Origin of the sequence: Roseovarius pelagicus (assembly GCF_025639885.1) — a bacterium.
Lineage (GTDB): Bacteria > Pseudomonadota > Alphaproteobacteria > Rhodobacterales > Rhodobacteraceae > Roseovarius > Roseovarius pelagicus.
The window spans coordinates 3,137,133-3,160,111 of record NZ_CP106738.1 but is presented as its reverse complement, the minus strand read 5'-3'; the positions used below and the strand labels follow the sequence as shown (position 1 = coordinate 3,160,111).

22 protein-coding genes are annotated in these 22,979 nt (G+C 58.9%); 15 read left to right on the top strand and 7 right to left on the bottom strand.

Annotation, left to right across the window (positions count from 1 at the left end; translation table 11 throughout):
• Positions 1 to 49: 49 nt before the first annotated feature.
• The gene (locus N7U68_RS16665; RefSeq protein ID WP_263047531.1) at positions 50 to 2,008 is read right to left on the bottom strand and encodes a polysaccharide biosynthesis protein; all 1,959 of its coding nucleotides are present in this window, start codon (positions 2,006 to 2,008) and stop codon (positions 50 to 52) included.
• Positions 2,009 to 2,278: 270 nt separating this feature from the next.
• Positions 2,279 to 3,046 (bottom strand): DeoR/GlpR family DNA-binding transcription regulator, encoded by a 768-nt coding sequence (locus N7U68_RS16660; RefSeq protein ID WP_165193742.1) that lies wholly within the window; start codon positions 3,044 to 3,046, stop codon positions 2,279 to 2,281.
• A gap of 183 nt (positions 3,047 to 3,229) precedes the next feature.
• Between N7U68_RS16660 and glpD the strand changes: the two genes are divergently transcribed.
• The 3 genes from glpD to N7U68_RS16645 all read left to right on the top strand — a co-directional run bounded on the left by glpD (position 3,230) and on the right by N7U68_RS16645 (position 7,081).
• Positions 3,230 to 4,807, top strand: coding sequence for a glycerol-3-phosphate dehydrogenase (gene glpD / locus N7U68_RS16655; protein WP_263047530.1), 1,578 nt, complete (start codon positions 3,230 to 3,232; stop codon positions 4,805 to 4,807).
• An 85-nt stretch (positions 4,808 to 4,892) separates the two neighbouring features.
• Complete coding sequence (gene glpK, locus N7U68_RS16650) at positions 4,893 to 6,386, top strand: glycerol kinase GlpK (protein ID WP_263047529.1); 1,494 nt, start codon at positions 4,893 to 4,895, stop codon at positions 6,384 to 6,386.
• 17 nt (positions 6,387 to 6,403) lie between these two features.
• Positions 6,404 to 7,081, top strand: a complete 678-nt coding sequence (locus N7U68_RS16645; protein ID WP_165193748.1) for a glycosyltransferase — start codon at positions 6,404 to 6,406, stop codon at positions 7,079 to 7,081.
• Positions 7,082 to 7,123: 42 nt separating this feature from the next.
• Here N7U68_RS16645 and N7U68_RS16640 read toward each other — a convergent pair whose 3' ends face one another.
• Positions 7,124 to 8,203, bottom strand: a complete 1,080-nt coding sequence (locus N7U68_RS16640) for a DMT family transporter (protein ID WP_263047528.1) — start codon at positions 8,201 to 8,203, stop codon at positions 7,124 to 7,126.
• Between the two features lie 240 nt (positions 8,204 to 8,443).
• Here N7U68_RS16640 and N7U68_RS16635 point away from each other — a divergent pair, with 240 nt between their 5' ends.
• The 3 genes from N7U68_RS16635 (at position 8,444) to N7U68_RS16625 (ending at position 11,104) form a co-directional block, all read left to right on the top strand.
• Positions 8,444 to 9,319 (top strand): hypothetical protein, encoded by an 876-nt coding sequence (locus tag N7U68_RS16635; protein WP_263047527.1) that lies wholly within the window; start codon positions 8,444 to 8,446, stop codon positions 9,317 to 9,319.
• A 117-nt stretch (positions 9,320 to 9,436) separates the two neighbouring features.
• Positions 9,437 to 9,895 (top strand): YHS domain-containing (seleno)protein, encoded by a 459-nt coding sequence (locus N7U68_RS16630; RefSeq protein WP_263047526.1) that lies wholly within the window; start codon positions 9,437 to 9,439, stop codon positions 9,893 to 9,895.
• Positions 9,896 to 10,078: 183 nt separating this feature from the next.
• Entirely contained in the window at positions 10,079 to 11,104 is a 1,026-nt protein-coding gene (locus tag N7U68_RS16625) for a LacI family DNA-binding transcriptional regulator (protein ID WP_263047525.1), read from the top strand.
• A 41-nt stretch (positions 11,105 to 11,145) separates the two neighbouring features.
• Here N7U68_RS16625 and N7U68_RS16620 read toward each other — a convergent pair whose 3' ends face one another.
• From N7U68_RS16620 to N7U68_RS16610, 3 genes are read right to left on the bottom strand one after another with little or no spacing between them, the layout of a single operon-like run.
• Positions 11,146 to 12,645 carry a heme biosynthesis protein HemY gene (locus N7U68_RS16620; protein ID WP_165193754.1) on the bottom strand — a complete coding sequence of 500 codons (1,500 nt, stop codon included), beginning with the start codon at positions 12,643 to 12,645 and terminating at the stop codon, positions 11,146 to 11,148.
• A 20-nt stretch (positions 12,646 to 12,665) separates the two neighbouring features.
• The gene (locus tag N7U68_RS16615) at positions 12,666 to 14,126 is read right to left on the bottom strand and encodes a COG4223 family protein (RefSeq protein WP_263047524.1); all 1,461 of its coding nucleotides are present in this window, start codon (positions 14,124 to 14,126) and stop codon (positions 12,666 to 12,668) included.
• A gap of 46 nt (positions 14,127 to 14,172) precedes the next feature.
• Complete coding sequence (locus tag N7U68_RS16610; RefSeq protein ID WP_263047523.1) at positions 14,173 to 14,928, bottom strand: uroporphyrinogen-III synthase; 756 nt, start codon at positions 14,926 to 14,928, stop codon at positions 14,173 to 14,175.
• A gap of 49 nt (positions 14,929 to 14,977) precedes the next feature.
• Here N7U68_RS16610 and tsaD point away from each other — a divergent pair, with 49 nt between their 5' ends.
• From tsaD to N7U68_RS16580, 6 genes are all read left to right on the top strand, one after another.
• Complete coding sequence (tsaD, locus tag N7U68_RS16605) at positions 14,978 to 16,075, top strand: tRNA (adenosine(37)-N6)-threonylcarbamoyltransferase complex transferase subunit TsaD (RefSeq protein ID WP_263047522.1); 1,098 nt, start codon at positions 14,978 to 14,980, stop codon at positions 16,073 to 16,075.
• Complete coding sequence (locus N7U68_RS16600) at positions 16,072 to 17,037, top strand: NAD(P)H-dependent glycerol-3-phosphate dehydrogenase (protein ID WP_165193762.1); 966 nt, start codon at positions 16,072 to 16,074, stop codon at positions 17,035 to 17,037. The genes tsaD and N7U68_RS16600 overlap by 4 nt, the downstream gene beginning before the upstream one ends.
• Positions 17,031 to 17,300 carry a YciI family protein gene (locus N7U68_RS16595; protein WP_165193764.1) on the top strand — a complete coding sequence of 90 codons (270 nt, stop codon included), beginning with the start codon at positions 17,031 to 17,033 and terminating at the stop codon, positions 17,298 to 17,300. The genes N7U68_RS16600 and N7U68_RS16595 overlap by 7 nt, the downstream gene beginning before the upstream one ends.
• Before the next feature lies 1 nt (position 17,301).
• On the top strand, positions 17,302 to 17,724 hold the full coding sequence (locus tag N7U68_RS16590; protein WP_165193766.1) for an EVE domain-containing protein: 423 nt from the start codon (positions 17,302 to 17,304) through the stop codon (positions 17,722 to 17,724).
• A 499-nt stretch (positions 17,725 to 18,223) separates the two neighbouring features.
• A complete protein-coding gene (locus N7U68_RS16585) occupies positions 18,224 to 18,376 on the top strand; it encodes a hypothetical protein (protein WP_165193768.1) in 153 nt (50 codons plus the stop codon).
• A 12-nt stretch (positions 18,377 to 18,388) separates the two neighbouring features.
• On the top strand, positions 18,389 to 18,784 hold the full coding sequence (locus N7U68_RS16580; protein WP_165193770.1) for a DUF1761 domain-containing protein: 396 nt from the start codon (positions 18,389 to 18,391) through the stop codon (positions 18,782 to 18,784).
• Between the two features lie 298 nt (positions 18,785 to 19,082).
• Here N7U68_RS16580 and N7U68_RS16575 read toward each other — a convergent pair whose 3' ends face one another.
• Complete coding sequence (locus tag N7U68_RS16575) at positions 19,083 to 19,736, bottom strand: peroxiredoxin (RefSeq protein WP_165193772.1); 654 nt, start codon at positions 19,734 to 19,736, stop codon at positions 19,083 to 19,085.
• A gap of 173 nt (positions 19,737 to 19,909) precedes the next feature.
• On the opposite strand from N7U68_RS16575, the gene N7U68_RS16570 reads away from it, so the two are divergent.
• From N7U68_RS16570 to N7U68_RS16560, 3 genes are read left to right on the top strand one after another with little or no spacing between them, the layout of a single operon-like run.
• Positions 19,910 to 21,343 carry an aldehyde dehydrogenase family protein gene (locus N7U68_RS16570; protein ID WP_263047521.1) on the top strand — a complete coding sequence of 478 codons (1,434 nt, stop codon included), beginning with the start codon at positions 19,910 to 19,912 and terminating at the stop codon, positions 21,341 to 21,343.
• Positions 21,344 to 21,353: 10 nt separating this feature from the next.
• Entirely contained in the window at positions 21,354 to 22,106 is a 753-nt protein-coding gene (locus N7U68_RS16565) for a glycosyltransferase family 25 protein (protein ID WP_263047520.1), read from the top strand.
• Positions 22,107 to 22,122: 16 nt separating this feature from the next.
• A complete protein-coding gene (locus N7U68_RS16560) occupies positions 22,123 to 22,971 on the top strand; it encodes an alpha-1,2-fucosyltransferase (RefSeq protein WP_263047519.1) in 849 nt (282 codons plus the stop codon).
• Positions 22,972 to 22,979: the final 8 nt, after the last annotated feature.

Below are 22,979 nucleotides of genomic sequence, written 5' to 3'. Positions count from 1 at the left end.
AAGGAGGTCGCAGAATCACACGGCAGTCGAAAAGACGTGGGTCTGATGGTTATTCGCCCGCACGCAGCACCGGCGTACCCGCCTCTAGCACCTCGCTCCACAGAAGATCGACGATTTGCGCATCCGGTTTGTAGCCAGTCGGGGCCTCTGTGATCAATTTGCGCAGAGTCACGACATCCTGTTTCTGGCAGGCAACGAGCAACTGGTCCAGCAAAGTATCCAGCGCCTCAGGGGCAAGTTTTGCTTCTTTTGCGGTCATTATGCGTGAATGCCGCGTTTCGCCCGCCTGTTCTCCGATCAGCAGTTCCTCGTACAGCTTTTCGCCCGGACGCAGTCCGCTAAAGGCGATCGCAATGTCGCCCGAGGCATCCCCCCCACACATTTGCCCCTCTGGCAAACGATACGAAGTGAGCCCGCTGAGCCGTACAATGCGCTCAGCCAGATCGACGATCCTGATCGGACACCCCATATCGAGCACGAAGACGTCCCCGCCTTCGCCCATGGCGCCCGCTTGAATGACGAGCTGAGCCGCCTCGGGAATTGTCATAAAATACCGGGTAATTTCGGGGTGGGTAACGGTAACCGGTCCTCCTTCGGCAATCTGTTTGCGAAAGCGTGGGATGACAGAACCCGAAGAACCAAGGACATTGCCGAACCGTACCATTGTAAAAATCGTGTCGCTCTGGCGCTCTGCAGCCGCCTGACACACCAATTCGGCCAACCGTTTGGATGCTCCCATTATGTTGGTCGGGCGAACAGCCTTGTCGGTAGAAACAAGGATAAACGCCTCGACACCAGCATCGATAGCGGCATCTGCCACGGTCTTGGTACCAAATACATTATTGCGCAGCCCCTCAACAACGTTGTGCTCGACCAGAGGAACGTGTTTGTAAGCTGCGGCATGATAGATTGTCTGGACACCATAGCGTTTCAACGCCGCAGACACTCGACGCGGGTTCTGGACCGACCCGATCAGCGGGATGATCGGCACGTCCAGTCCTTCATTCTTCACAATGTCCCGCAACTCCAGGTCAAGTGTATAGAGCGCAAGCTCTGAAAGTTCCCACAAAAGCAGCATGCTAGGGGTCTGGCGGATGACCTGGCGGCAAAGCTCGCTACCGATAGATCCGCCCGCGCCGGTCACCATCACGACCTTGCCGCGAATGTTGCCTGCCATCAGCGCAGGCATGGCGGGGACGGGATCCCGCCCCAGCAACTCTTCGATTGCGACTTCGCGCAGTTCGTTCACTTTTGCCCGGCCAGTGACAATATCGGCCATACCCGGGATTGTCTGTACCCGTACGGCCAGCCGTTCGAGCCGCTCAACAATCCCCTTGCGTTGTGTTCGCGACGCACTGGGCACGGCCAGCAGGATAATCTCGGGCTGCTTGCGCTCGACCAGCCCGGCGACATCATCCGGGTGGTATACTCGTACGCCGCAAATATCCGTACCTTGTAATTCCGAGGCATCGTCGATGAAGGCGGCCACCCGATACTCCCGCCCTTGCTCAAGGGATCGCAACAGTTGCCTTCCGGCACTCCCGGCACCGTAGATCAGCACGGGCGCCCGCCGGCGCACGACCGGTCGCAGAAACAGGCCGCGCATGATCATGCGCATGGCCCCCAGCAAAAAGAACAGCAGTATGCCATATATCACGGGAACGGAGCGCGGAATGGGCAGGCCCAGTATCTGAGATATGACCAGCAGCGACAGCGCCGAGATCGCGGCCCCGGCAAGGATCGTACCCGCCGCATTTTCCGACATATAGATGTAACGGATAACGGCGCGGTAGAAGCCGAGCCATGTGAAGGCCAGCAATGAAATTGGCATTGTGGCCAAGATGGCGAGCCACACACCGGCGTCCGCCAGAAAGGCCACGCCTTCCAACCGCAGGATCATCGCCAAAACAAAACTGACCAGAATTATGACAAGATCAGCACCGAGCTGTACGGCACGTTTTTGCGTACGATTCAGTTGCAACAACCGGTTCAGATTCATGTCTAGCATTGCTCAATCTTTCGAAACTTCGCCAGCCCAATACGCAGAATACGCGGATAATCCATAAAAAAATCTATCAATATCAAATTCCCACCAACCCAGAATTTTGGGTCCGATCATAAAAAAGAGTCAGGGTAAAATCACCTTTTCCCATAAAAACAACGGGTTCACCTAATTCATTAGTATCGCGCGTTTTCCAGCCCCCAATCAACCCGGGACACTGCAAGCGCAGCATTCCTGCGCCCTTATGGTGACGTAAGGGAAAGATTGCTAGCCCAGTCATTTCGGCACCACAATCTCAATGATGGCCCCGCTGCGCGCGCACAGAGAAGCCAACGCCGCCGGTAACGGCGAATCGCTGATGACGCGCCCGACATCCGCCAATCCTGCAATGCGCACCGGTGCGCTGCGACAGAATTTTGACTGATCGGCCACCAAAATGACCTCGTGCGCGCGACGCAACAACGCCTGCCCTACCTGCACTTCTTGCAAATCAAAATCCAAGAGATCGCCCATCTCGTCCACTGCCGAGCACGCAAGTACCGCGCAATCGAAACGGAAATTGTCGATGCTCTGTACTGTCAACGGACCGACCAGCCCATTGTCCGCGGCACGTAACGCGCCGCCGGTAACAATCACACTTCCACAATCACTGGCGCGTAAAATCTCGGCCACATGCAGATTGTTGGTCACTACCAAGAGGCCACGATGCGCACTGAGCGCCCGCGCCACCGCCTCGGATGTCGTTCCAATATCCAGAAACACAGATGCACCGTCTGGAATGTGCGCCGCTGCCGCCTGCCCGATCGCCTGTTTTCCAGCCGCGTTCAGCCGTCTGCGCGCCTCGTACTCCATATTCGTGAGACCCGAGGCCAGAACAGCCCCACCGTGAACCCGCTCCAGTACCCCAGAGCGAGTAAGGTTGGTCAGGTCGCGCCGGATGGTCTGTGATGTAACCCCGAACCTTTCGGCCAACCCGTCCACAGTCACACGACCGTCGCGGCGGGCAATCTCCAGGATATCGGGATGGCGAAAGGTCGTAGACATATCTGGCGCGCGTTTTCGTTTGTGATCAAAATATCATTGTTACCCTATTGCAGTGGAAATTTCCAGCTAGGTCTGGCGGCTTGGGCGCGGCGGACAACAAAAACCGAAAACAGTCGAACATTACCGCATTGACTCGCACCCGTTACGCGTGTTTTGCACGCCAAGTGCAACCAAGGACTCGTCATGCCCGGCCCTGACCTTTCTCAGCCTGTTGATCTTTTCGTGATTGGCGGAGGTATCAACGGCTGTGGCATCGCACGGGATGCTGCCGGGCGCGGCCTGAGCGTGACACTGGCAGAGATGAATGATCTGGCCTCTGCCACCTCGTCGTCATCGACCAAGCTGTTTCATGGTGGGTTGCGATATCTGGAGTTCTTTGAGTTCCGTTTGGTACGTGAGGCGTTGCAGGAGCGCGAAACACTGCTGCGCGCTATGCCGCACATCAGCTGGCCGATGCGATTTGTGCTGCCCTATCACCGTGACATGCGGTTCGAGAAAGGAACGCCCACGTCAAGGCTTCTCGGGTTGTTCATGCCATGGATGCGCGGGCGCAGGCCCGCATGGCTCATCCGGTTCGGCCTCTTTTTATATGATACGCTCGGTGGGCGGAAAATCCTGCCCGGAACACGCTCTCTCAACCTGGCGCACGACCCGGCGGGCATCCCGCTCAAGGATAAATATGCCCGCGCCTTCGAGTACTCCGATTGCTGGGTCGAAGATTCGCGGCTTGTCGTACTGAATGCCCGCGACGCCGAAGCCCGAGGCACCACGATCCTTACGCGCACCAAGGTGATCCATGCCAAACGCGAGGGCGATCTGTGGAGGGTCGGGATACAAGACACCGAAACTGGTGCGACCCGCAGCATCCTGACGCGCGCGCTCGTCAACGCCGCAGGTCCGTGGGTCGAGCATGTCATCCGCACCGATCTGGGTCTGTCACCACAAGAGGGCGTGCGGCTGGTGCGCGGCAGCCACATCGTAACAAAGCGTCTGTTTGACCATGATCGATGCTACTTCTTTCAGGGCACCGACGGACGAATTATCTTTGCGATTCCCTATGAGGGCGAATTTACCCTGATCGGCACAACGGACGCCGATCACCCTGATCCGTCGACGCCGGCAAAATGCTCGGCTGAAGAGGTCGCGTATCTGTGCCGCTTTGCCTCTGAATATTTCAAACGTCCTGTAAAAGAGGCGGATATCGTCTGGACCTATTCTGGCGTTCGACCGCTATATGATGATGGGGCGACGTCTGCCACAGCCGCGACGCGCGACTACGTGTTGAAACTGGACCAGTCTGGCCCTGCCCCCCTGCTCAATGTATTTGGCGGCAAGATCACCACCTACCGGCGCTTGGCTGAAAGCGCACTCGCCAAACTCGCCCCGTTCTTTCCCGATGCAACTGGCAAGTGGACCGCAGGTGTCGCACTGCCCGGGGGCGATTTTGCGGTCGACGGCGTGCCGGTGCTGGTCGCCGGATTGGCCACGGATTATCCGTTCCTCACCGCTGAATGGGCCATGCGCCTTGTTCGCGCCTACGGCACCGAAGCGCGCAAAATGCTGGGCGAAGCAAAAACCGCCGCCGACCTCGGGCGCAATTTCGGCGCAACGCTGACAGAGCGAGAATTGGGCTGGATGATGCGCCACGAATACGCCCGCACTGCCGCGGATATGGTCTGGCGGCGCACCCGTCTGGGGTTAAAATTGACGCCGGATCAGATCGCGGAGATAGATGACTGGATTGGTGCGCAGCGCGCTTGACCCCTTGCACCACTAAGCCAAGCATTGCGGAATTCCACCCCATCACAGTAAACTTGGTTCGCGCACTTTTGTCCGGAGGACTCCCATGACCCACATCCTCGCCATTGATCAGGGAACCACCTCCAGCCGGGCGATCGTCTTTGATGCGCAGATGCAGCCGATCGCCACGGCGCAAGAGGAATTCGCCCAGCACTTTCCAGCCTCCGGCTGGGTAGAGCATGATCCGGGCGATCTGTGGTCGACCACCCTTGCCACGTGTCGCGCCGCCCTGAAAGACGCCGAACTATCCGCCGCAGATATTGCCGCCATCGGCATCACGAACCAGCGCGAAACGACTGTTGTCTGGGACGCCACCACTGGTGAGCCATTACACAACGCCATCGTCTGGCAGGACCGCCGCACCTCCGAAACCTGCCGCGCGTTGCGCGCAGCGGGGCACGGCCCCATGGTCAGTCGGCGCACCGGGCTGTTGCTCGATCCCTATTTTTCAGGAACAAAACTGAAGTGGATCCTCGATCAGCATGACGGCGCACGCGACCGCGCCGCACAGGGCAACTTGCTCTTCGGAACTGTCGATTGCTTTTTGATCTGGCATCTCACCGGAGGGGTAGTACATGCCACCGACGCGACCAATGCCGCGCGAACGCTGCTCTATGACATCCATGAAGGTGAGTGGAGCAAAGAAATTTGCGCACTTCTCGATATTCCGATGCAGATGCTGCCAGACGTGCGCGACAGTGCTGACGACTTTGGCGAAACCAACGCCGATCACTTTGGCGCACCGATCAAGATACGCGGCGTTGCCGGGGATCAACAGGCTGCGACTGTAGGGCAGGCCTGTTTCCGACCCGGTATGATGAAATCAACCTACGGCACCGGCTGCTTTGCGCTGCTGAATACCGGTGATGCGCCCGTGACCTCGCAGAACCGATTGCTGACGACCATCGCCTATCAGTTGAACGGCAAACCCACCTATGCGCTCGAAGGGTCAATCTTTGTCGCCGGTGCTGTCGTGCAATGGCTGCGCGACGGATTGGGTGTCATTGAAGAGGCTGGCGAAACACACGCACTGGCCGACGACGCCGATCCGGGTCAGGACGTGGTGCTGGTTCCTGCCTTTACCGGCCTCGGGGCGCCCTATTGGGATGCAGAATGCCGGGGCGCGATCTATGGTTTGACCCGCAATTCCGGACCGGCTGAATTGAGCCGTGCAGCACTGGAAAGCGTCGGTTATCAGACTCGGGATTTACTGGAGGCAATGCGCGCCGACTGGGCCGGGCAGGCCAGCACAGGCGCGCCGACCCTGCGTGTCGACGGAGGAATGAGCGCGTCAGATTGGACCATGCAATTCCTTGCTGACATTCTGGACGCACCTGTGGACCGCCCCAAGGTTCTGGAAACCACGGCCTTGGGTGCGGCGTGGCTGGCGGGGATGCATGTCGGCCTTTATCCCGATCAGGACGGGTTTGCGAACGGTTGGGCGTTGGACCGCACATTTAGCCCGGCAATGAACCGCCCCACACGTGATGCCAAATACGCGCGCTGGAAACGTGCTGTGCAGGCAACGATGGCCGTCTGAAAATCCCGGAGAACACCATGGCACACGATCCCATCACCGCTGTCGTACCCGCCTTTAACGAGAGCGAGACGATCGCATCCGTCGTTGCCTACCTCATCCGCGCGCCCGAGGTGAACGAGGTGATCGTGGTCGACAATAACTCCGTCGACAACACCGCTAGCGTGGCCTCCACCGCTGGTGCACGTGTCGTCACTGAAACGCGACAGGGAATGGGCCACGCGTTCAAGGCTGGCGTCGCCGCAGCACAGAACGATTGGGTCATGAAGGTCGACGCAGACCTAGAGAGGTTTGGTCCGCGACTCGTCTCATGCCTTGCAAATGCGCGCGCGCCGGGTATCGGGCTGGTCAAAGGCGCGTGGCAGGACCCCGGAGACGACATGCCGATGACGCGCCTATTGGTACAGCCCGCAGTCGCCGCACTCTGCCCCGCACTGGCGGAACTGACCGCGCCCAATTCGGGAATTTACCTGATGGACCGATCCCGCATCGCTCATACCGAGCTGCGCGGCAATTATGCCGTTGATCTGGATGCGATGCTGCGCATGGCGTGGGCCGGGCATGGCGTGGCAGAGGTCGATATCGGGCAGATCGAGAACGATCGGCGGAGCCCCGCGCACTATAGCGCCATGGCGCATGAGATCATGGGTTTCTTTCTGGATTGCGCCCGCGCTTCCTCGAAAGCCAGTTCAACTTAATCACGCTGGCGGATTCGGTTTCTGCGGCGCGCGCGCCAGATATCACGCCCCCTTGAAATTGATACGGCCTTCCGCTTTCAATGCTTCATCAACGTGATCGTCTTTCTCTTTTTTCGCCGCCTCGGCTTCGGCCTCGGCCATTATCGTGCGTTTGCGACCAAACTGCCCGAGCGCAATTGCCGAGAGGATGATCGCACCGCCGGGGATGAGGCCCGGACCCGGATCCTCACCCAGCAGCACCATCGCAATCAGCAAAGCTGCCAGTGGCGAAAATGACGTGGCAAGCGAGACATCAGAGGAACGGGCATTCTTTAGCCCGATGTTCCACGCGAACTGACCAATCACGATCACGATCACCGCATAGACCCAGACCCATTTCCATACAACTGGCGATAGCACGTCCTGAAAATGCAACGGACCATAGAGGTACATGGCGAAGAAGAAATAAATCGCCGTGCCCAATACCGTTCGGTAAATTGAAAAGATGCCCAGCGGCACGCCCTTTAATCCAACCCGAGCGACCAAGGTAGACGCGATAAAGCTGATGGTCGCAGCCACAGTCGCGATCTCACCCTTGCCGACCATGAACGAAGCACCATCGCCCTTGAGCGAAATAATGATGACCGCCCCCACCAGCGCAATCAGCCCCGCGGCAAAGGCCCACGGATCCAGCTTCTCTCCGAGGATGAAATACGTCGCAAGCAAAAACAGCGGCGGCTCAATCCGACCGATCAGGACGACATTCGTCACGGTGGTGTAGTCAAGCGCGATGAAAAACAGCGCCGGAGTAAGCGCCGACGACAATACCGCTGAGACGGTCAGAACACTCCAATCCTTGCGGCTCAGTTTCGACAGGTTCTCTCGGGTCCAGTCGCGCCAGAACATAAACACCATCGGAATGAGCGACAGAAGCGACCCGAGGAAAAGCAGATTGCAAAAGGTGATTGCGTTGCGTCCGTCCACGGGATTATCGCGTCCGATCTGGGTGAGCAGGGCAACGATAGAGTTTGATGAGGCATAGACAAAAACAGCAAGCCAGACGAGGCCCGCCCCAAGCAATAACTTTGGAACCTGTCGGCCTTCATGGGTTTCGGCGTGGCTCATCGAATTGTCCTTTTGCATTGGCTTGCCCCCATTTGGCGCAGACCGCATGGCAGCGGACAAGACCGTATGCCGCACATCTCTATCACGTTGCGGTGCCCACCCGAAACATTGTTTCAAACCCGACCTATCGGTCCCATATTGTTCACGCGCGCGCGCATTTCTGAAACAACCAGTGCCCCGTGGGCGGCTCAGAATGTCCTTGTGATAGCTGTCAACTCGGCGCACACGACAGAGAAACAGTACGAAAGGATGAGCGTGATGATCGAAACCGAGGGTAACCGCGCAACGCGGATCGTTACGATTTACGACGATATCTACAACCTTCCCGATGCGCGCGACTACTTCCGTGCGATGCACCATGCCGGCTTTCGCACCGCTCACCACGGCGCGGCCGCCTTTGTCGCAGCACGGGCTGAATTGATGCGGTTGCGCAATCTGTCGTCACTGGGCGTACTCGACTTTGCCAGCGGCTATGGCATCGCCGCACTTCTGATGCGGCACCAGATTTCGTTGGACGCTGTGCTGAACCACTACCGCGATCCTGCGGTAGAGGGCCTTACGACCCCAGAGATGACCGCGCATGATCGCGAGTGGCTCCGGGCCTTGCGCGACGAAGATAATGCAGACAGCTATGCTGGCCTCGATATCGCTGATCAGGCATTGGCCTATGGCCAGCGTATCGGCGTCTTTGACGCGGCTTTTGCCGAAGACCTGCAAGCCGACGCGCCCAGCGAGGCGCTGACTGAGTGGCTGTCGGGCTGCGATTTGGTGGTCGAAATCGGCAGCGTCGCGCATATGCTGTCACAAGCACTGGACCGCGTGCTGCGAGGTGCTGCCGCACGCAAACCGTGGGTCATAACCGCACCGATCCGCGGCAATGATACTGCTGCCGCGATGGACGTAATGGCGCAACACGGACTAACGGTCGAGGCATTGCCAATACCACCCTTTCGCCACCGACGGTTCGCGGACGATGCCGAACAGGCCCGCGCGATCGCCAATGCCGCTGCGCGCGGCCACGATCCAGAGGGTTTCGAAACGACCGGGTATTTCCATGCGCAGCTATTCCTCGCACGGCCAGCGAATGAGTTGACTGATATCGCGGATTGGAAAATCTCGCCCCTTGCCACCTGATTGCTCTGACCCGCGCCAACGCGCAGGGATCACGATAGCGTGACGGGACTTGGGGAAACGCGGCCAAAGTGGCATGTTGAGTGGCATAGATGTGTCACCCATGTCAGGATTTCGTTCATGCTCACCCGTCGCTTCCTCTTGGCTACAGCAGCGAGCCTGCCTCTGGGCATCGTGTTGCCCCTCTTGCCTGCTTTCGCAGGAAAAGACCGGTATTTCACGCATGACGGTGCCGCTATTGGTGGGTATGATCCAGTTGCCTATTTCACTCAGATGAAACCAGTAAAGGGTGATACGGCCCATGCACTGAGCTGGGACGGCGCAGAATGGCATTTCGCCAGTGCCGCGAACAAGGCGATGTTCGAGGAAAACCCGGAAAAATACGCCCCTCAATATGGCGGCTACTGTGCCTATGCCGTGTCCAAGGGGTACACCGCCAAAACCGAACCCGATGCTTGGACGGTCCACGACGGCAGGCTCTACCTTAACTATGACAAGAGCGTGCGCCGTATCTGGGAGCGTGACACGTCGGGCTATATATCGCGGGCAAATGAAAACTGGCCTGCTGTTCTGAACTGATAGATTTACAGGTTACCTCCCACCGCGCGGCTGTCCCTCCGGCGCGGTGACCTCGAGCCCCCCGCCAGCTAATCGCTGCGGGGGGTTTTACGTTGCACCGGGGGATCGCCCACCGGGAGTGCAACCGCTTTCATGCGCTGCGCCCTGCTTTACAATCTTACCGGACTGGCGCAGGATTTTGCTATGACAAACAAACGCGGTGCCCCGACCCTAAGTGACGTAGCCGCGCGCGCGGGGGTTTCGACCGCGACAGTTTCTCGGTGCCTCAATAGTCCCGGCAGCGTGTCAGGGCCAACACGCACACGGGTGATGCAAGCTGTCGACGACCTGGACTATACGCCCAATTTTGGCGCGCGGATGATGGCCTCTCGGCGAACCAGAACTATTGGTGCGATCGTACCGACGATGGACGACGCCGCCTATGCTTGCGGCCTGCACACCTTTCAGGTGGACCTGCAAAACGCGGGCTATGCACTATTGCTTGCCAGCACCGGGTATGACCCGAGCGCAGAGATGGAACAGGCGCACGCATTGCTCGCGCGCGGAGCAGAAGCCATATTGCTCGTCGGGCACAGGCACGATGCCGCGCTCTATGACTACCTGCACAGACAGGCCGTTCCCGTGCTGGCGGCGTGGTCGCTCGATGCAACTCTGCCGTGCCCGTCCGTCGGTGTCGATAATCGCGCCGCTATGCAAGCGCTTGCAACCGAAGTGATCGCAATCGGCCATCGCCAGATCGCTACGATCTCGGGCCCGCCCGCACAGAACGATCACACGCGCGAATGCATCGAAGGGATTCATGCCGCCATGTTCATTGCCGGGCTGGACCCGGCAATGTTGCGGGTTATTGAAACTCCATACAGCATAGGAACCGGCGCCGCAGCGTTCGAGGCCCTGATGCAGGAATGGCCTACACCCACCGCAGTGCTGTGCAGCAATGACGTGCTGGCCGCCGGGGCGCTTGGCTGCGCCCGGGCGATGGGGATCGATGTTCCGGGAAGGGTCTCGATCACTGGTTTCGGCGACATCGACCTAGCACAAACGACATTCCCAGCTTTGACCACCGTTCATATCCCGCACCGCGAGATAGGACGCGCAGCTGCAACCGCACTGCTGCAAATGGTCGACGAGGGCGATATCGACAAAACCATAGCTCTGCCGACCAGTCTGCGTTGGCGCGCGACCGTCGGACCACCGCCAATGTGGTAGTAACTTTTCGCAGGCACCCGGAACGAGAAACGGGTGGTGTGCTACCTATCCATTGACCGCACGGTGTCGTCACCCTCAGCGTCTTCCACAATTTCCGCGTCAATCACTTCAACGTCTGTTGTCGTTTCAACGGGCGCATCCTCCGCTTCGGCACGTTGGTCGTCCAGTTGGCCGACAATCAGCGGCAACATTTCGACCCCAGTCGGTGCCGCGATGGCGGATGCAGGTGGCGATTTCCAATCCAGTGTATCGAAAGCGTGGCAGTTCTCGCAGGCCGGTACCCAGTCAGCATGAATATGTTGGCATTTGTCACAGATCCACTGAGGACCGCGTGGCGCAGTCAACGCCCGCGCAAGCCAGCCTTTGACGACTGCATCAGGGGCACCTTCGCCGCGTTCGATTGCGGCCATGACCGTAAGCACGCGGGCATCCGGGTCACGATCAGCCAGATCCCCAAGCGCACGGCGCGCCGCCGGGAAATCCTCATTCGCGATGAACAATTCCGCCTCCAGCAGTCTGGCTTCGCGATGGTCAGGTTTGGCCTTGATCAATTTGTCAAATCGCTTGAGCCGCGCAGCAGGGCTCTCATCCGGCTCGATGGCGGCAAATGTAGCGGCGAGGTCAGGATGCGGTTGAGCGTCCCATGCTTTGCGAATGACGCGGGTGGCATACCGCTTGTTCGCCTGATCGATATAGCTGCGCGCAGCCATGACCGCGGCGGGTACCAGATGCGGTGACAGGCGATTTGCCTCGATCGCGGTTTCGCGGGCGGCAATGTCGCGCCCTTCTTCGGCCACTTCGCGGGCCTCTGACAGTGCTAGAACCGCATCGCGCCGTTTATGTACGTCACGCGGCAATGTGCCATGTTTAAGCTTGGCATTGAGCGTGGCGCGCGCGCCAACCCAATCTGCTTTTTGTGTTTGCAATTGCAGCAGCGTGTCCTGAATTTCGGGATGCGCAGGCTTTAGCCCGAAGGCCGTCTCGGCCAGTTTCAGTGCCGTATCAGTATCCCCATCCGCCAATTTCTGCCGCAGAATGCCCCGCACCCCGACAAAGCGCGTGTCCTTGTGTGCCACAAGACGCTTATAGGCTTCCTCGGCCTTGGCGCGGTTCCCCGACAACTCTGCGGCCTGCGCCGTCAGCAACGTCGTCAGTTCCGGCTTTTTCAGATAACGCTCTGCTTTGCCCGCGCGCGACATCGCCGTGTTGCCATCACCAGAGGCCAGCGCCATCATTCCTTCTGTCAGGGCGCGATACCCCTTTTCCTGTCGGTTACGATCAAAATAGCGCGAAATCGCTGTCTCGTCCCCATTGATGAACTTCAGCACCGCGATGGTCAGCGAGGCGAGTTTGAGCAGCAACCAAACCAACAGAAGCAGTAAAATAAAGGCAATGACTGCTTTCATCGGGGTCAGGTTCAGCTCGATCCCGGCCATGACGATGCGAACACCGCCATCCAGTTCGAGAAGGTATGCGGCACCGAACGTCGCCCCGACGACAAGTCCGAGGAAAACAACGATCTTGATGATGGACCATAGCATGAAGCGTTAACCTTTCGGGATCAGTTGATTTCCGCGCTGAGCGCATCGACGGCACGGGTCGCATTCATCCGTGTACGGGCATTTTCAACCCAACCGGCAAGAGCCGCCTGCCCGGTGGCTGGCAATGTTGCGATTTCAGCCAGCGCATCACCCAGCCGCGCCTCGTGCAGCGCAAACTCGGCCCGCGAAAGCACGGCATCGGGGTCGTCACCTTCGCGCGGCTCCAGCGATCGTGCGCCCAGCTGATCACTGAGAAAGGCCATTACTCCGCCTTGCCCCTCACCGCTTTCACCGAGTTCCTTGCGCGCATCAGCAAGCGCGAGACGCGCAGCAGGCGGGAACGCATCCTGTAGGCTGGCCATTGACGGCACCCCCTCCGCTGCCACTGCACGCAGTGCGTCGGGGACCTCTTGCCCGGTTGCTTCGAGATCATCCAGTGCGCCGGTAAAGCCCGTCCCGGTGTCCAACGCGGTGCGAATTCGGGTCAGGGCCGCACGCCGTAGCGCTGCAGACGCCGACGCCACAGCAGCGGCTTCTTGTTCGGCTGCATCCGCGCTAAGGGCCGCAATCTCGGTCTGCTGCATTGCCAGCGCCTCGGATTGGGTTTCAAGCATCTGCTGTAGGTCGTTGATCTCGCTCTGCGACACCGAAGATCCGCCAGATATCGGTCGCGATTCGAGCGCCGTCATCTTGCTTTGCAAACCGCTAATCTGATCGGATAGCGCGGCCAACTGTGTCTGGAGATCGCTTTGCGTGTCTTCAATCGCAGTCAAATCCGGGGAACCGCCCGCACCGGTGGCGGCCTCAGCCGCCTCTCGTGCCTTTGCAATCTCGTTGCGCAGCGTTTCGATCTCGGCTGACTGCTCTTCGATCTTCTGCGATTGTGCGGCATGTATGCCCGTCACGTCATCTCTGAATGTACCCTCGGGTACACCCAAGACGCCGATTTTCGGCAGAACATAATACGCGGTGCCAGCGCCGATGCCTGCCGCGATCACCCCGCCCAGAACCATAGGCCAGAATCCCGATTTCGGCTCAGACGTCGGCGTGACTGGCACCAAGGCAGGTGCAGCACTATCGTCTAGAGGCTCCGTTCCGGTGGGCGTCGCTACCGTTTCATTCTCTGATGGGTTTCCCGCCGCGCGATCATCGCCAGTCGGCTCAGCATCCGTGTCGGGCACGACATCGTCATCGGATTGCGTTGAACTGTCCTGCGTATCGGCAGCAGTAACCGCACCCTGTTCAGCCGTATTGGACCCGGATTCTAAATCCTCCGCCCGTATCGCTTTGTCGCTTGGTGTTGCGGCATCGGCTTCATCTTTGCCTGACACGTTCTCGGTTGTGCTTTCTTCCGTGGAAGTGTCCGGTTTCTGAGCCGTTTCCAGATTATCCTCACCGGCCGCACCTGTGGCTGTATCCGCCTTGACCGCGTCATCCTTGCGGGTTCGTGCGTTGTTGGAAGATTTCTTTTTTTCCGCCACTTTCAAAACCCTTTTCGAATCTGCCACAACCGAGCGTTCGACAACCTTACTGCGGCCCTATTGCACCCTCAAGCCGCTTGGCCGCGGTCAGCGCATCCGCCATCGCCTCTAGCATCGCGCATCCATCCGGGCGCTGCGCCACGATCGCCGCCTGTGCCAGCTGTGCGGGCAACGCCAAGGCAGCGGCGTCACTGATCGCCAACGGCACCAACGGACATGTAGGATAAGTATCGGCAATGACCAGTCGTGCACTACGCGGCGAGAATAGCGGCAGGATCACCGGGCCCTTACCGCGCAAGGCTTCTCGTGCTGCAGCAGTCAATCCACGGGGTTCTTGTTCATAAAGCACTGCATCATGCGCTTCGTACCCGGCATCACGTAACGCTCCAGCCACATCAGCCGCCGCATGCGCCCCGCGCAAATGCAGTACAGGCCCGCGCAGATCGTCCGAGAGCATCATCGCCAGCAGGTCTTCTGCCGTCCCCTTGGCTGAAATCGCCTGTATTCCAGCCCTTTCGGCGGCCTGTGCGGTGGTATCCCCCACCGCATAACACGGGATATCCCGGCGGTCCGTACCTGCAGCATAGGCAAGCACACCATTCTGCGACGTGAAAACCAGCGTCCGGACACCCGTCAGATCGGGCACCGCACCAGCAGGGACAATATCCATCACTGGTGAACAAAGCGCATGCATCCGTCCGCCATAGCGTTCACTCATGGCGGTCGCGAACTGGCTTGCGCCCGGTTCTGGCCGGGTGATCAGCACCAAGGGTGCGGCAGATGTGAGCGGAGTTGTTTGCATGGCCCTGCGGTGTTACCTGCCTAAGTGTAGCACCGCAACGGGCAGAACCATGACACAGACGTGGACAATACTGGGATTAGAGAGCAGCTGCGACGATACGTCCGCGGCAATCTTGCGTATGGACCCGCGCAATTGCCCTGAAATCCTAGCGCTCGTTACCGAAGGTCAGGAGGCGCTGCACGCGGATTTCGGCGGCGTCGTGCCCGAAATTGCCGCCCGCGCCCACGCCGAAAAGCTTGACCTTTGTGTCAGCGATGCGCTGACTGTCGCCGGGTTAGGGGTGGACGCTGTCGACGGAATCGCGGTGACAGCCGGTCCTGGGTTAATCGGCGGCGTCATTTCCGGAGTGATGTGCGCCAAGGGTTTGGCGATAGGCGCAGGCAAGCCGCTAGTCGGCGTAAATCATCTGGCCGGGCACGCTCTTAGCCCGCAGTTGGAGGACAATGTACCGTTTCCATACCTTATGTTGTTGGTCTCTGGCGGTCACTGTCAATTTCTGATCGTCCACGGACCGGACCGGTTTACGCGCCTCGGCGGGACAATCGATGACGCCCCCGGCGAGGCATTCGACAAGACTGCCCGTCTCTTGGCTCTCCCTCAGCCCGGTGGCCCGCAGGTTGAAGAGGCCGCGAAGTCCGGTGATCCGGTACGCTTTGCCTTTCCCCGCCCGCTGCTGGATCGCCCGGGATGCGACATGTCGTTCTCGGGGTTGAAAACCGCGTTGTTGCGCACCCGTGACGCGACCATGACTGAACGTGGCGGCCTGACACGCACCGACCGTGCCGATCTCTGTGCCGGATTTCAGGCCGCGATGTGCGATGTGCTGGCCGAGAAGACTCGGCGGGCGCTGGCCGAATGTACGAAACGTGGCATAGCGCTCAGCGCATTGGCCGTCGCCGGCGGTGTGGCTGCAAACAAGAGCATACGCGCCGCTCTGGAAGGCGTGGCCGCCAAATCCGACACCCGGTTCGTTGCACCGCCATTGCGATACTGCACAGATAACGCCGCGATGATCGCCTACGCGGGCGGGTTGCTGCTGATGGATGGCCAACGCGACGGTATGGACCTAAGCGCCCGCCCCCGGTGGCCGCTGGATCGCTCCAGCGCGCCGATGTTGGGATCGGGCAGAAAAGGGGCAAAGGCATGATCGGGGTCATGGGCGCAGGAGCATTCGGCACGGCGCTGGCCATCTCACTAACCGGGAACGGCCCTGTCACACTCTGGGCACGGGATCGCACTCATATCGACGAGATGCGGATCGCGGGCGAAAACGCGCGCCGTCTGCCCGGCACCGCTCTGCCCGACACCTTGCGCCTCAGTGCCGATATTGACGAGTTGCAGCACGCGACCATTGTGCTACTCGCTGTGCCCATGCAGAAACTGCGCACGGTTTTGACCGAGTATGCCCCCAACCTAGCGGGCAAGACGCTGGTCGCCTGCTGCAAGGGCGTCGAGTTAGAGACCCTACAGGGGCCAGTACAGGTAATCACCGAAACAGTGCCCGATGCGGTGGCCGCGATCCTGACCGGCCCCGGCTTTGCACATGACATCGCGAAAGGTCTGCCCACGGCCATGACGCTGGCCTGTGCCGACGCACTGGCAGGTGGCGCGCTACAGGACAGGCTCAGCACTGCCAACCTGCGGCTATACAGAACCACCGACACGATCGGATCGGAATTGGGTGGCGCGCTCAAGAACGTCATGGCGATTGCCTGCGGGGCAGCCATGGGTGCCGGATTGGGTGAGAGCGCACGCGCCGCACTCATGACGCGCGGATACGCAGAAATGCAACGCATGGCGCAGGCCGTCGGTGCACGCGCTGAAACACTTTCGGGACTATCGGGGTTTGGCGATTTAACGCTGACCTGTACCTCGGAACAATCGCGCAACGCACGGTTTGGTCTGAGCATCGGGCGCGGAGAGGATTTCGATGCTTCGGTTACCGTTGAAGGTGCGGCCACGGCTCAGGCAGTTCAAGCACGCGCGCGGGCGTTACAGATCGACATGCCAATCACCGACGCCGTGTGCGGATTGACCAATGGTCAACTGCGTGTAGATCAGGCTATGAATAATTTGCTCTCACGTCCATTGAAGGAAGAAAAATGCTGATTGCTCTTATGGCCAAGGACAATACTGGTGCGCTCCAGACCCGGATCGACAATCGCGATGCGCATATCGCCTATCTCAAGGACAGCGGCGTGGTTAGTCAGGCGGGGCCGTTTCTGGACGAAGGTGGCGAGATGATCGGCTCATTGGTCATCCTTGATGTGCCAGACATGGCCGCCGCAGAGCAATGGGCCGAAAATGATCCCTATGCCAGGGCCGGATTATTCTCCGAGGTCAGAATGATTGCATGGAAAAAGGTGATCTGACATGGCGCTTTGGCTCTTTAAATCTGAACCGGCGACCTGGAGTTGGGACGATCAGGTGGCCAAGGGAGATGCAGGCGAGGAGTGGGACGGCGTACGCAACTATCAGGCGCGCAATTTCATGCGCAAAATGGCGGCTGGGGACCGGGGTTTTTTCTACCATTCGCAGACAGAGAAGGCCGTGGTGGGTATTGTCGAAATCTGCGCAGAATCGCACCCCGACAGCACGGCAGACGATGATCGTTGGGAATGCGTGGACATCCGGGCGGTCCGTCCCTTCGCACAGCCTGTGACACTGGACATGATCAAAGCCGACTCTCGACTTGCAGACATGGTTCTGGTCAAGAACTCTCGTTTGTCAGTTCAGCCTGTGACAGAGAGAGAATGGGAAATCGTCTGTGAGATGGGTAAGACAAAGCCGGGATAATCCAGCCAAATATGGCCGGATTTAAGTGGTCACACTCTTTGTTCAGGTCATGTTCCATTGAGTGTGAGCGGTGCTATCCTAGGCGGCAGGGAGCCAAAAAAACATCTACTCGAAATTGACGATGGCCAAAGTACTTTCAACTGTCACCGCGTACGCTCCTGCATGCGCGACCCTGTTTGTAGGTACAAGCGACGCGACGGCGCTTGAAGCTGACCACGTTCTGCCCGCAAGCGCAGACGACATCTCCTGTTCCGAAATCCGAGCGCGTGGAGTATTCACAAAAACACGACCCGCAAGTCGTGCTTTGCCCCTTACCAGAGCGAAGCTGGCGAAGTCGTTCAGTTCGGTTTCACCAAGAATGAATCGCTGAGCGACCTAGATCTGGTCGCATAGGGCACAGACGTTGTATTGGCCAAGGAACTGGTCGCCTTCCCGGCGTGCAATGCACATACGTCGTCGACAAGCACGGTGCGCGAAATGCGGTTTATGAAGTGCGCAAATGAACCGACGAATTGTAAGGCAACTAACCCACACCAAGCGGATTGATCACATGGAAAAGGCCACGCTCTGCGGCGCATTCTTTCGTGGACTTCCCGAAAACTGGACCGATTATGACTTTGCTGGCACTCTGGCGTCAGACAGCAGCAAGTGAAAGGACAAACCGATGGCATTTCTCAGCGTGATCATTGCGGCGGTGGCAGGTTTCGGTTTCGGGGCATTCTGGTACTCAGTTCTGGCAAAGCAGTGGATCTCGGCCTCTGGCGTCCCGGTGAACGCGGATGGCAAGCCCGCAAACAGCTCTGATCCCGTTCCCTACATCGCCGGGTTTGTTGCGATGCTGCTGGTAGCAGGTATGATGCGTCATATCTTTGCGCTTAGCGGGATAGACACGATTGGCGAGGGATTGGTGTCTGGTCTCGGCATCGGTCTGTTTCTGGCACTGCCTTGGCTGATGACCTGCTACGGTTTTGCCGGACGATCCAAACGGCTAACCCTGATTGACGGTGGATACGCGACTTTTGGCAGTGCAGTCATCGGTGCCGTACTGACAGCATTCTGAACGTTCCGATATGGACGGCTCAACGCGGATTGGCAGGTATCAGGCGTGCAAAAAAAACGGAGGGTTCAGGCCAAAGCCGAAACCCTCCGTCACCCCACGTGCTCCCTACGCACCACACGTGTAAACTGTCGAATTTGGTCCCGGCCATCCTAGCCTGTTGGAATTCACCTTAGCCTCCGGAATGAAGTCAGGCAAATTCTGATTATATTGAATGCGATTAAAATCAGGTCTTTGAAAAAGAAAACCCGACCGGCAGATACCGATCGGGGCATTAAAATGCTGTGACCCGCGGTCAGAGTCAGCTCGGCAGTTTTGTTTTCCGCAAGTAGGGCAGAACCGCGTCAAACTCGCCGAATTTTTCCTTGGCTTGTTCGTCGCTGACCGATGGCGGAATGATCACATCCTCACCCACCTGCCAGTCGGCTGGCGTTGCGACACCGGCCTTGGCGGCCGTCTGCAATCCGTCCAGGGCACGCAACACTTCGCTGAAGTTGCGGCCAACATTCATCGGATAGGTCATCGACAGCTTCAGTTGCTTGTCAGGGCCGATAATAAAAACGCTGCGAACGGTCGCGCTGTCATTCGGTGTGCGGCCATCGGGCATATAGGCCTCTGCCGGCAACATATCGAACGCCTTGGACACAGCCAGCCCTTCATCGGCGATGATCGGGAAACCCGCCTTGGTGTTGGCGACGGTTTCAATATCGCCTTTCCATTTCTTGTGATCCTCGACACCGTCAACCGACACGCCGATGACCTTGGTCCCGCGTTTTTCCCATTCATCAGACAGGCGCGCCACAGCGCTGAACTCCGTCGTGCAAACCGGGGTAAAGTCCTTGGGGTGCGAAAACAGAATCGCCCAGCTATCGCCAATCCAGTCGTGAAACTTAATTGACCCTTGGTCTGTTTCCGCCGAAAAATCGGGAACGGTATCATTAATGCGCAGGCCCATAGCGGCTCTCCTTCACAGTTGGTTTCGACTCAGACGCAAGATAGGCTTGATGATCTTAAATTGCACCCCTACCCCACTTGCTCCTTGCCACGCCGGGTGACAAGGTGCGCCGAGCAACGCTGTCTGGTGCTCGCCGGGCGGCGCGCCCTTCCTTTTTTCGCACGGAGTTAAAGATGATCGAAAAACGTCAGTTCTACATCAACGGGGCCTGGACCGATCCAGCCGCCAAGAATGATTGCAATGTCATCAACCCCACCACCGAAGAACCCTGCGCGATCATCACGCTTGGCGGGCAGGCCGATACCGATGCAGCCGTCACCGCGGCAAAGGCAGCCTTTCCTGCGTGGGCGGCGACAGATCCCGCAACGCGGATCGCCCATGTCGAAAAGCTGTTAGAAGTTTACAACAGCCGCAGCGAAGATATGGCACAGGCAATCAGTCTGGAAATGGGCGCCCCCATTGACATGTCGCGCGACCAGCAGACGGGTGCAGGCAGCTATCATATCAGCACCTTCATCGAAACGGCTAAGAAGTTCAAATTCATGCATGAGATGGATCCCGGCACACCGGGCAGCATGATCGCGCATGAGCCGATCGGCGTGACCGCGTTGATCACGCCATGGAACTGGCCGATGAACCAAGTCACGCTGAAAGTGATCGCAGCACTGGTCGCCGGCTGTACCATGGTTCTGAAACCGTCAGAGGAATCGCCTTTGTCGGCGATGGTCTTTGCCGACATGGTGCATGAGGCCGGTCTACCGGCAGGTGTGTTCAATCTGGTGAACGGCGATGGCGTGGGCGTAGGCAGCCAGCTGACCGTACATGAGGACGTCGACATGGTCAGCTTTACCGGATCATCCCGCGCAGGCAAGCTGATCTCGAAGGCAGCGGCAGACACATTGAAGCGCGTCAGCCTTGAGTTGGGCGGCAAGGGCGCGAACCTGATTTTCGCCGATGCCGACGAAAAGGCAGTAAAACGCGGCGTTCTGCATTGCATGAACAACTCTGGTCAGTCCTGCAACGCGCCGACACGTATGCTGGTGCAGCGCGAGATTTATGACCAAGCCGTGGAGACCGCCGCTGAGGTCGCCAACAGCATCACCGTTGGACCCGCCAACGAAGAAGGCCGCCACATCGGTCCGGTGGTGAACGAAGTACAGTTCAACAAAATTCAGGACCTGATCCAGAAGGGCATCGACGAAGGCGCACGTCTGGTCGCAGGCGGCACTGGACGGCCGGATGGCCTGAACCGGGGCTTTTACGTCAAACCGACGGTCTTTGCAGATGTGAATAATCAGATGGTCATCGCCCGCGAAGAAATCTTTGGTCCTGTCCTGTCGATCATCCCCTTTGATACCGAAGAAGAAGGGATCGAGATCGCCAACGATACGCCCTACGGTCTGACCAACTACGCCCAGACCCAGGATCCGGCCCGCGCCAACCGGCTGGCGCGCGCCTTGCGTGCAGGTATGGTCGAGATCAACGGCAAAAGCCGTGGCGCAGGCGCACCCTTTGGCGGGATGAAGCAGTCCGGCAACGGGCGCGAAGGCGGCACCTGGGGCATCGAGGACTTTACCGAGGTCAAGTCGATCTCGGGCTGGACCTGAGGCATCTGCCATGGCGATGCGCGTCTACGTTCTGCACTTGTTACGTGCCGAAAAACGGCGCCAGAACGCGCGCGATTTGCTACGAAACTGCGGTGTGGCCGGAAGTATCTGGCCCGCCGTCGATGGCGCCGCGATGTCATCAACGGATCTGAACCAGAGCTATGGCGCAGACCTCTGTGAACCCGCCTACCCCTTTGCCCTACGCACAGGCGAGATCGGCTGCTTTCTCAGCCACCGGCAAATCTGGGCCGACATGCAGGACCGTAGCGAAGACGCCGCCCTGATCATCGAAGATGATGCAGGATTGGATCTGCCGCTGTTCCAGCAGGCGATGGCACTGGCCACCGAGCACGTCCATGACCTTGGCTATATCCAACTACAAACACGTGCGCCGCGCGGGCCCAGCCGCCTGATCGACAAAAACGGCCCTTGTGCGCTGGTTTTGCCAGAGGTGGCCGGCCTGCGGACCACCGCTCAAGTTGTCAGCAGAACCGCTGCGGCGCAATTGCTGGCGCGATCCGATCCATTCGATCGGCCCGTCGATACATATGTCCAGAGTTTCTGGCACACAGGGCTGAAACCGGCAATGATCACACCCTCCGGCGTGCTGGAAATTGCAGATCAGCTCGACGGGTCGACCATCCAGAGCGCAGATAAAACACTGTGGGAGAAGGCACGGCGCGAAGTTGCCCGCGCACGCTACCGCGCCGCCGTGCGACGTATCTCGCGCAAGACACCTACGCCAGTATCACATGATGAATGAGTCTGATCCGGAGCGCATGATTACGACCCGCCTGTTCGGCGGGGCGGGCAACCAGCTCTTTCAATATGCCGCCGGGCGGGCGCTGGCCGATCATCTGGGCTGCGAATTGGCAATCGACTCGCGTTATGTGGCCGGTAGCCATAATCGGGGCGACTGTTTCGCGCATTTTGGCCATGCGCGGTTCGCGCGCGAGATACGCCTGCCACCTGTCAAAGCTGATGGCGTCCTGCGTTATGCGCTCTGGCGCAATTTTGGCCGGGTACCCCGGTTTTACCGCGAACGTGGCCTCGGATTCGATCCATCATTTTTCGATCTGCCGCGCGGCATCTACCTGCATGGTTATTGGCAATCGCCACGATATTTTGCGCCCATCGCCGGACAACTACGCCGTGATCTTATGTTCACCTCATCGCTAGACGCAAAAAACACCGACATGGCCGCCCGGATTGCCACAGCCGCCATGCCCGTGTCCCTACATGTGCGTCGAGGTGACTACATTGCCGGTGATAGCTACGCCGCCTGTCCGCCCGACTACTACCGTCGCGCGGTATCCTGCATCGCCGAAAATGCTGCCCAGCCCCTGACATGCTTTGTCTTTTCCAATGACCCCAATTGGGCACGCGACAATCTCGACCTTGGGCAAGAAACGGTGATTGTCGATCTCAACGACGAAACGACGGGTCACTTCGACATGGCCCTGATGGCGCGGTGCACTCACAACATCATCGCCAATTCAACCTTTTCATGGTGGGGCGCATGGCTAAATCCACAGCCCAACAAGACAGTCATTGCCCCCGCCGCATGGTTCGCCAAGGACAAGCTGCACAACCCCGACCTCTGCCCGCCAGAATGGGTGCGGCTCTGACCAAGCAT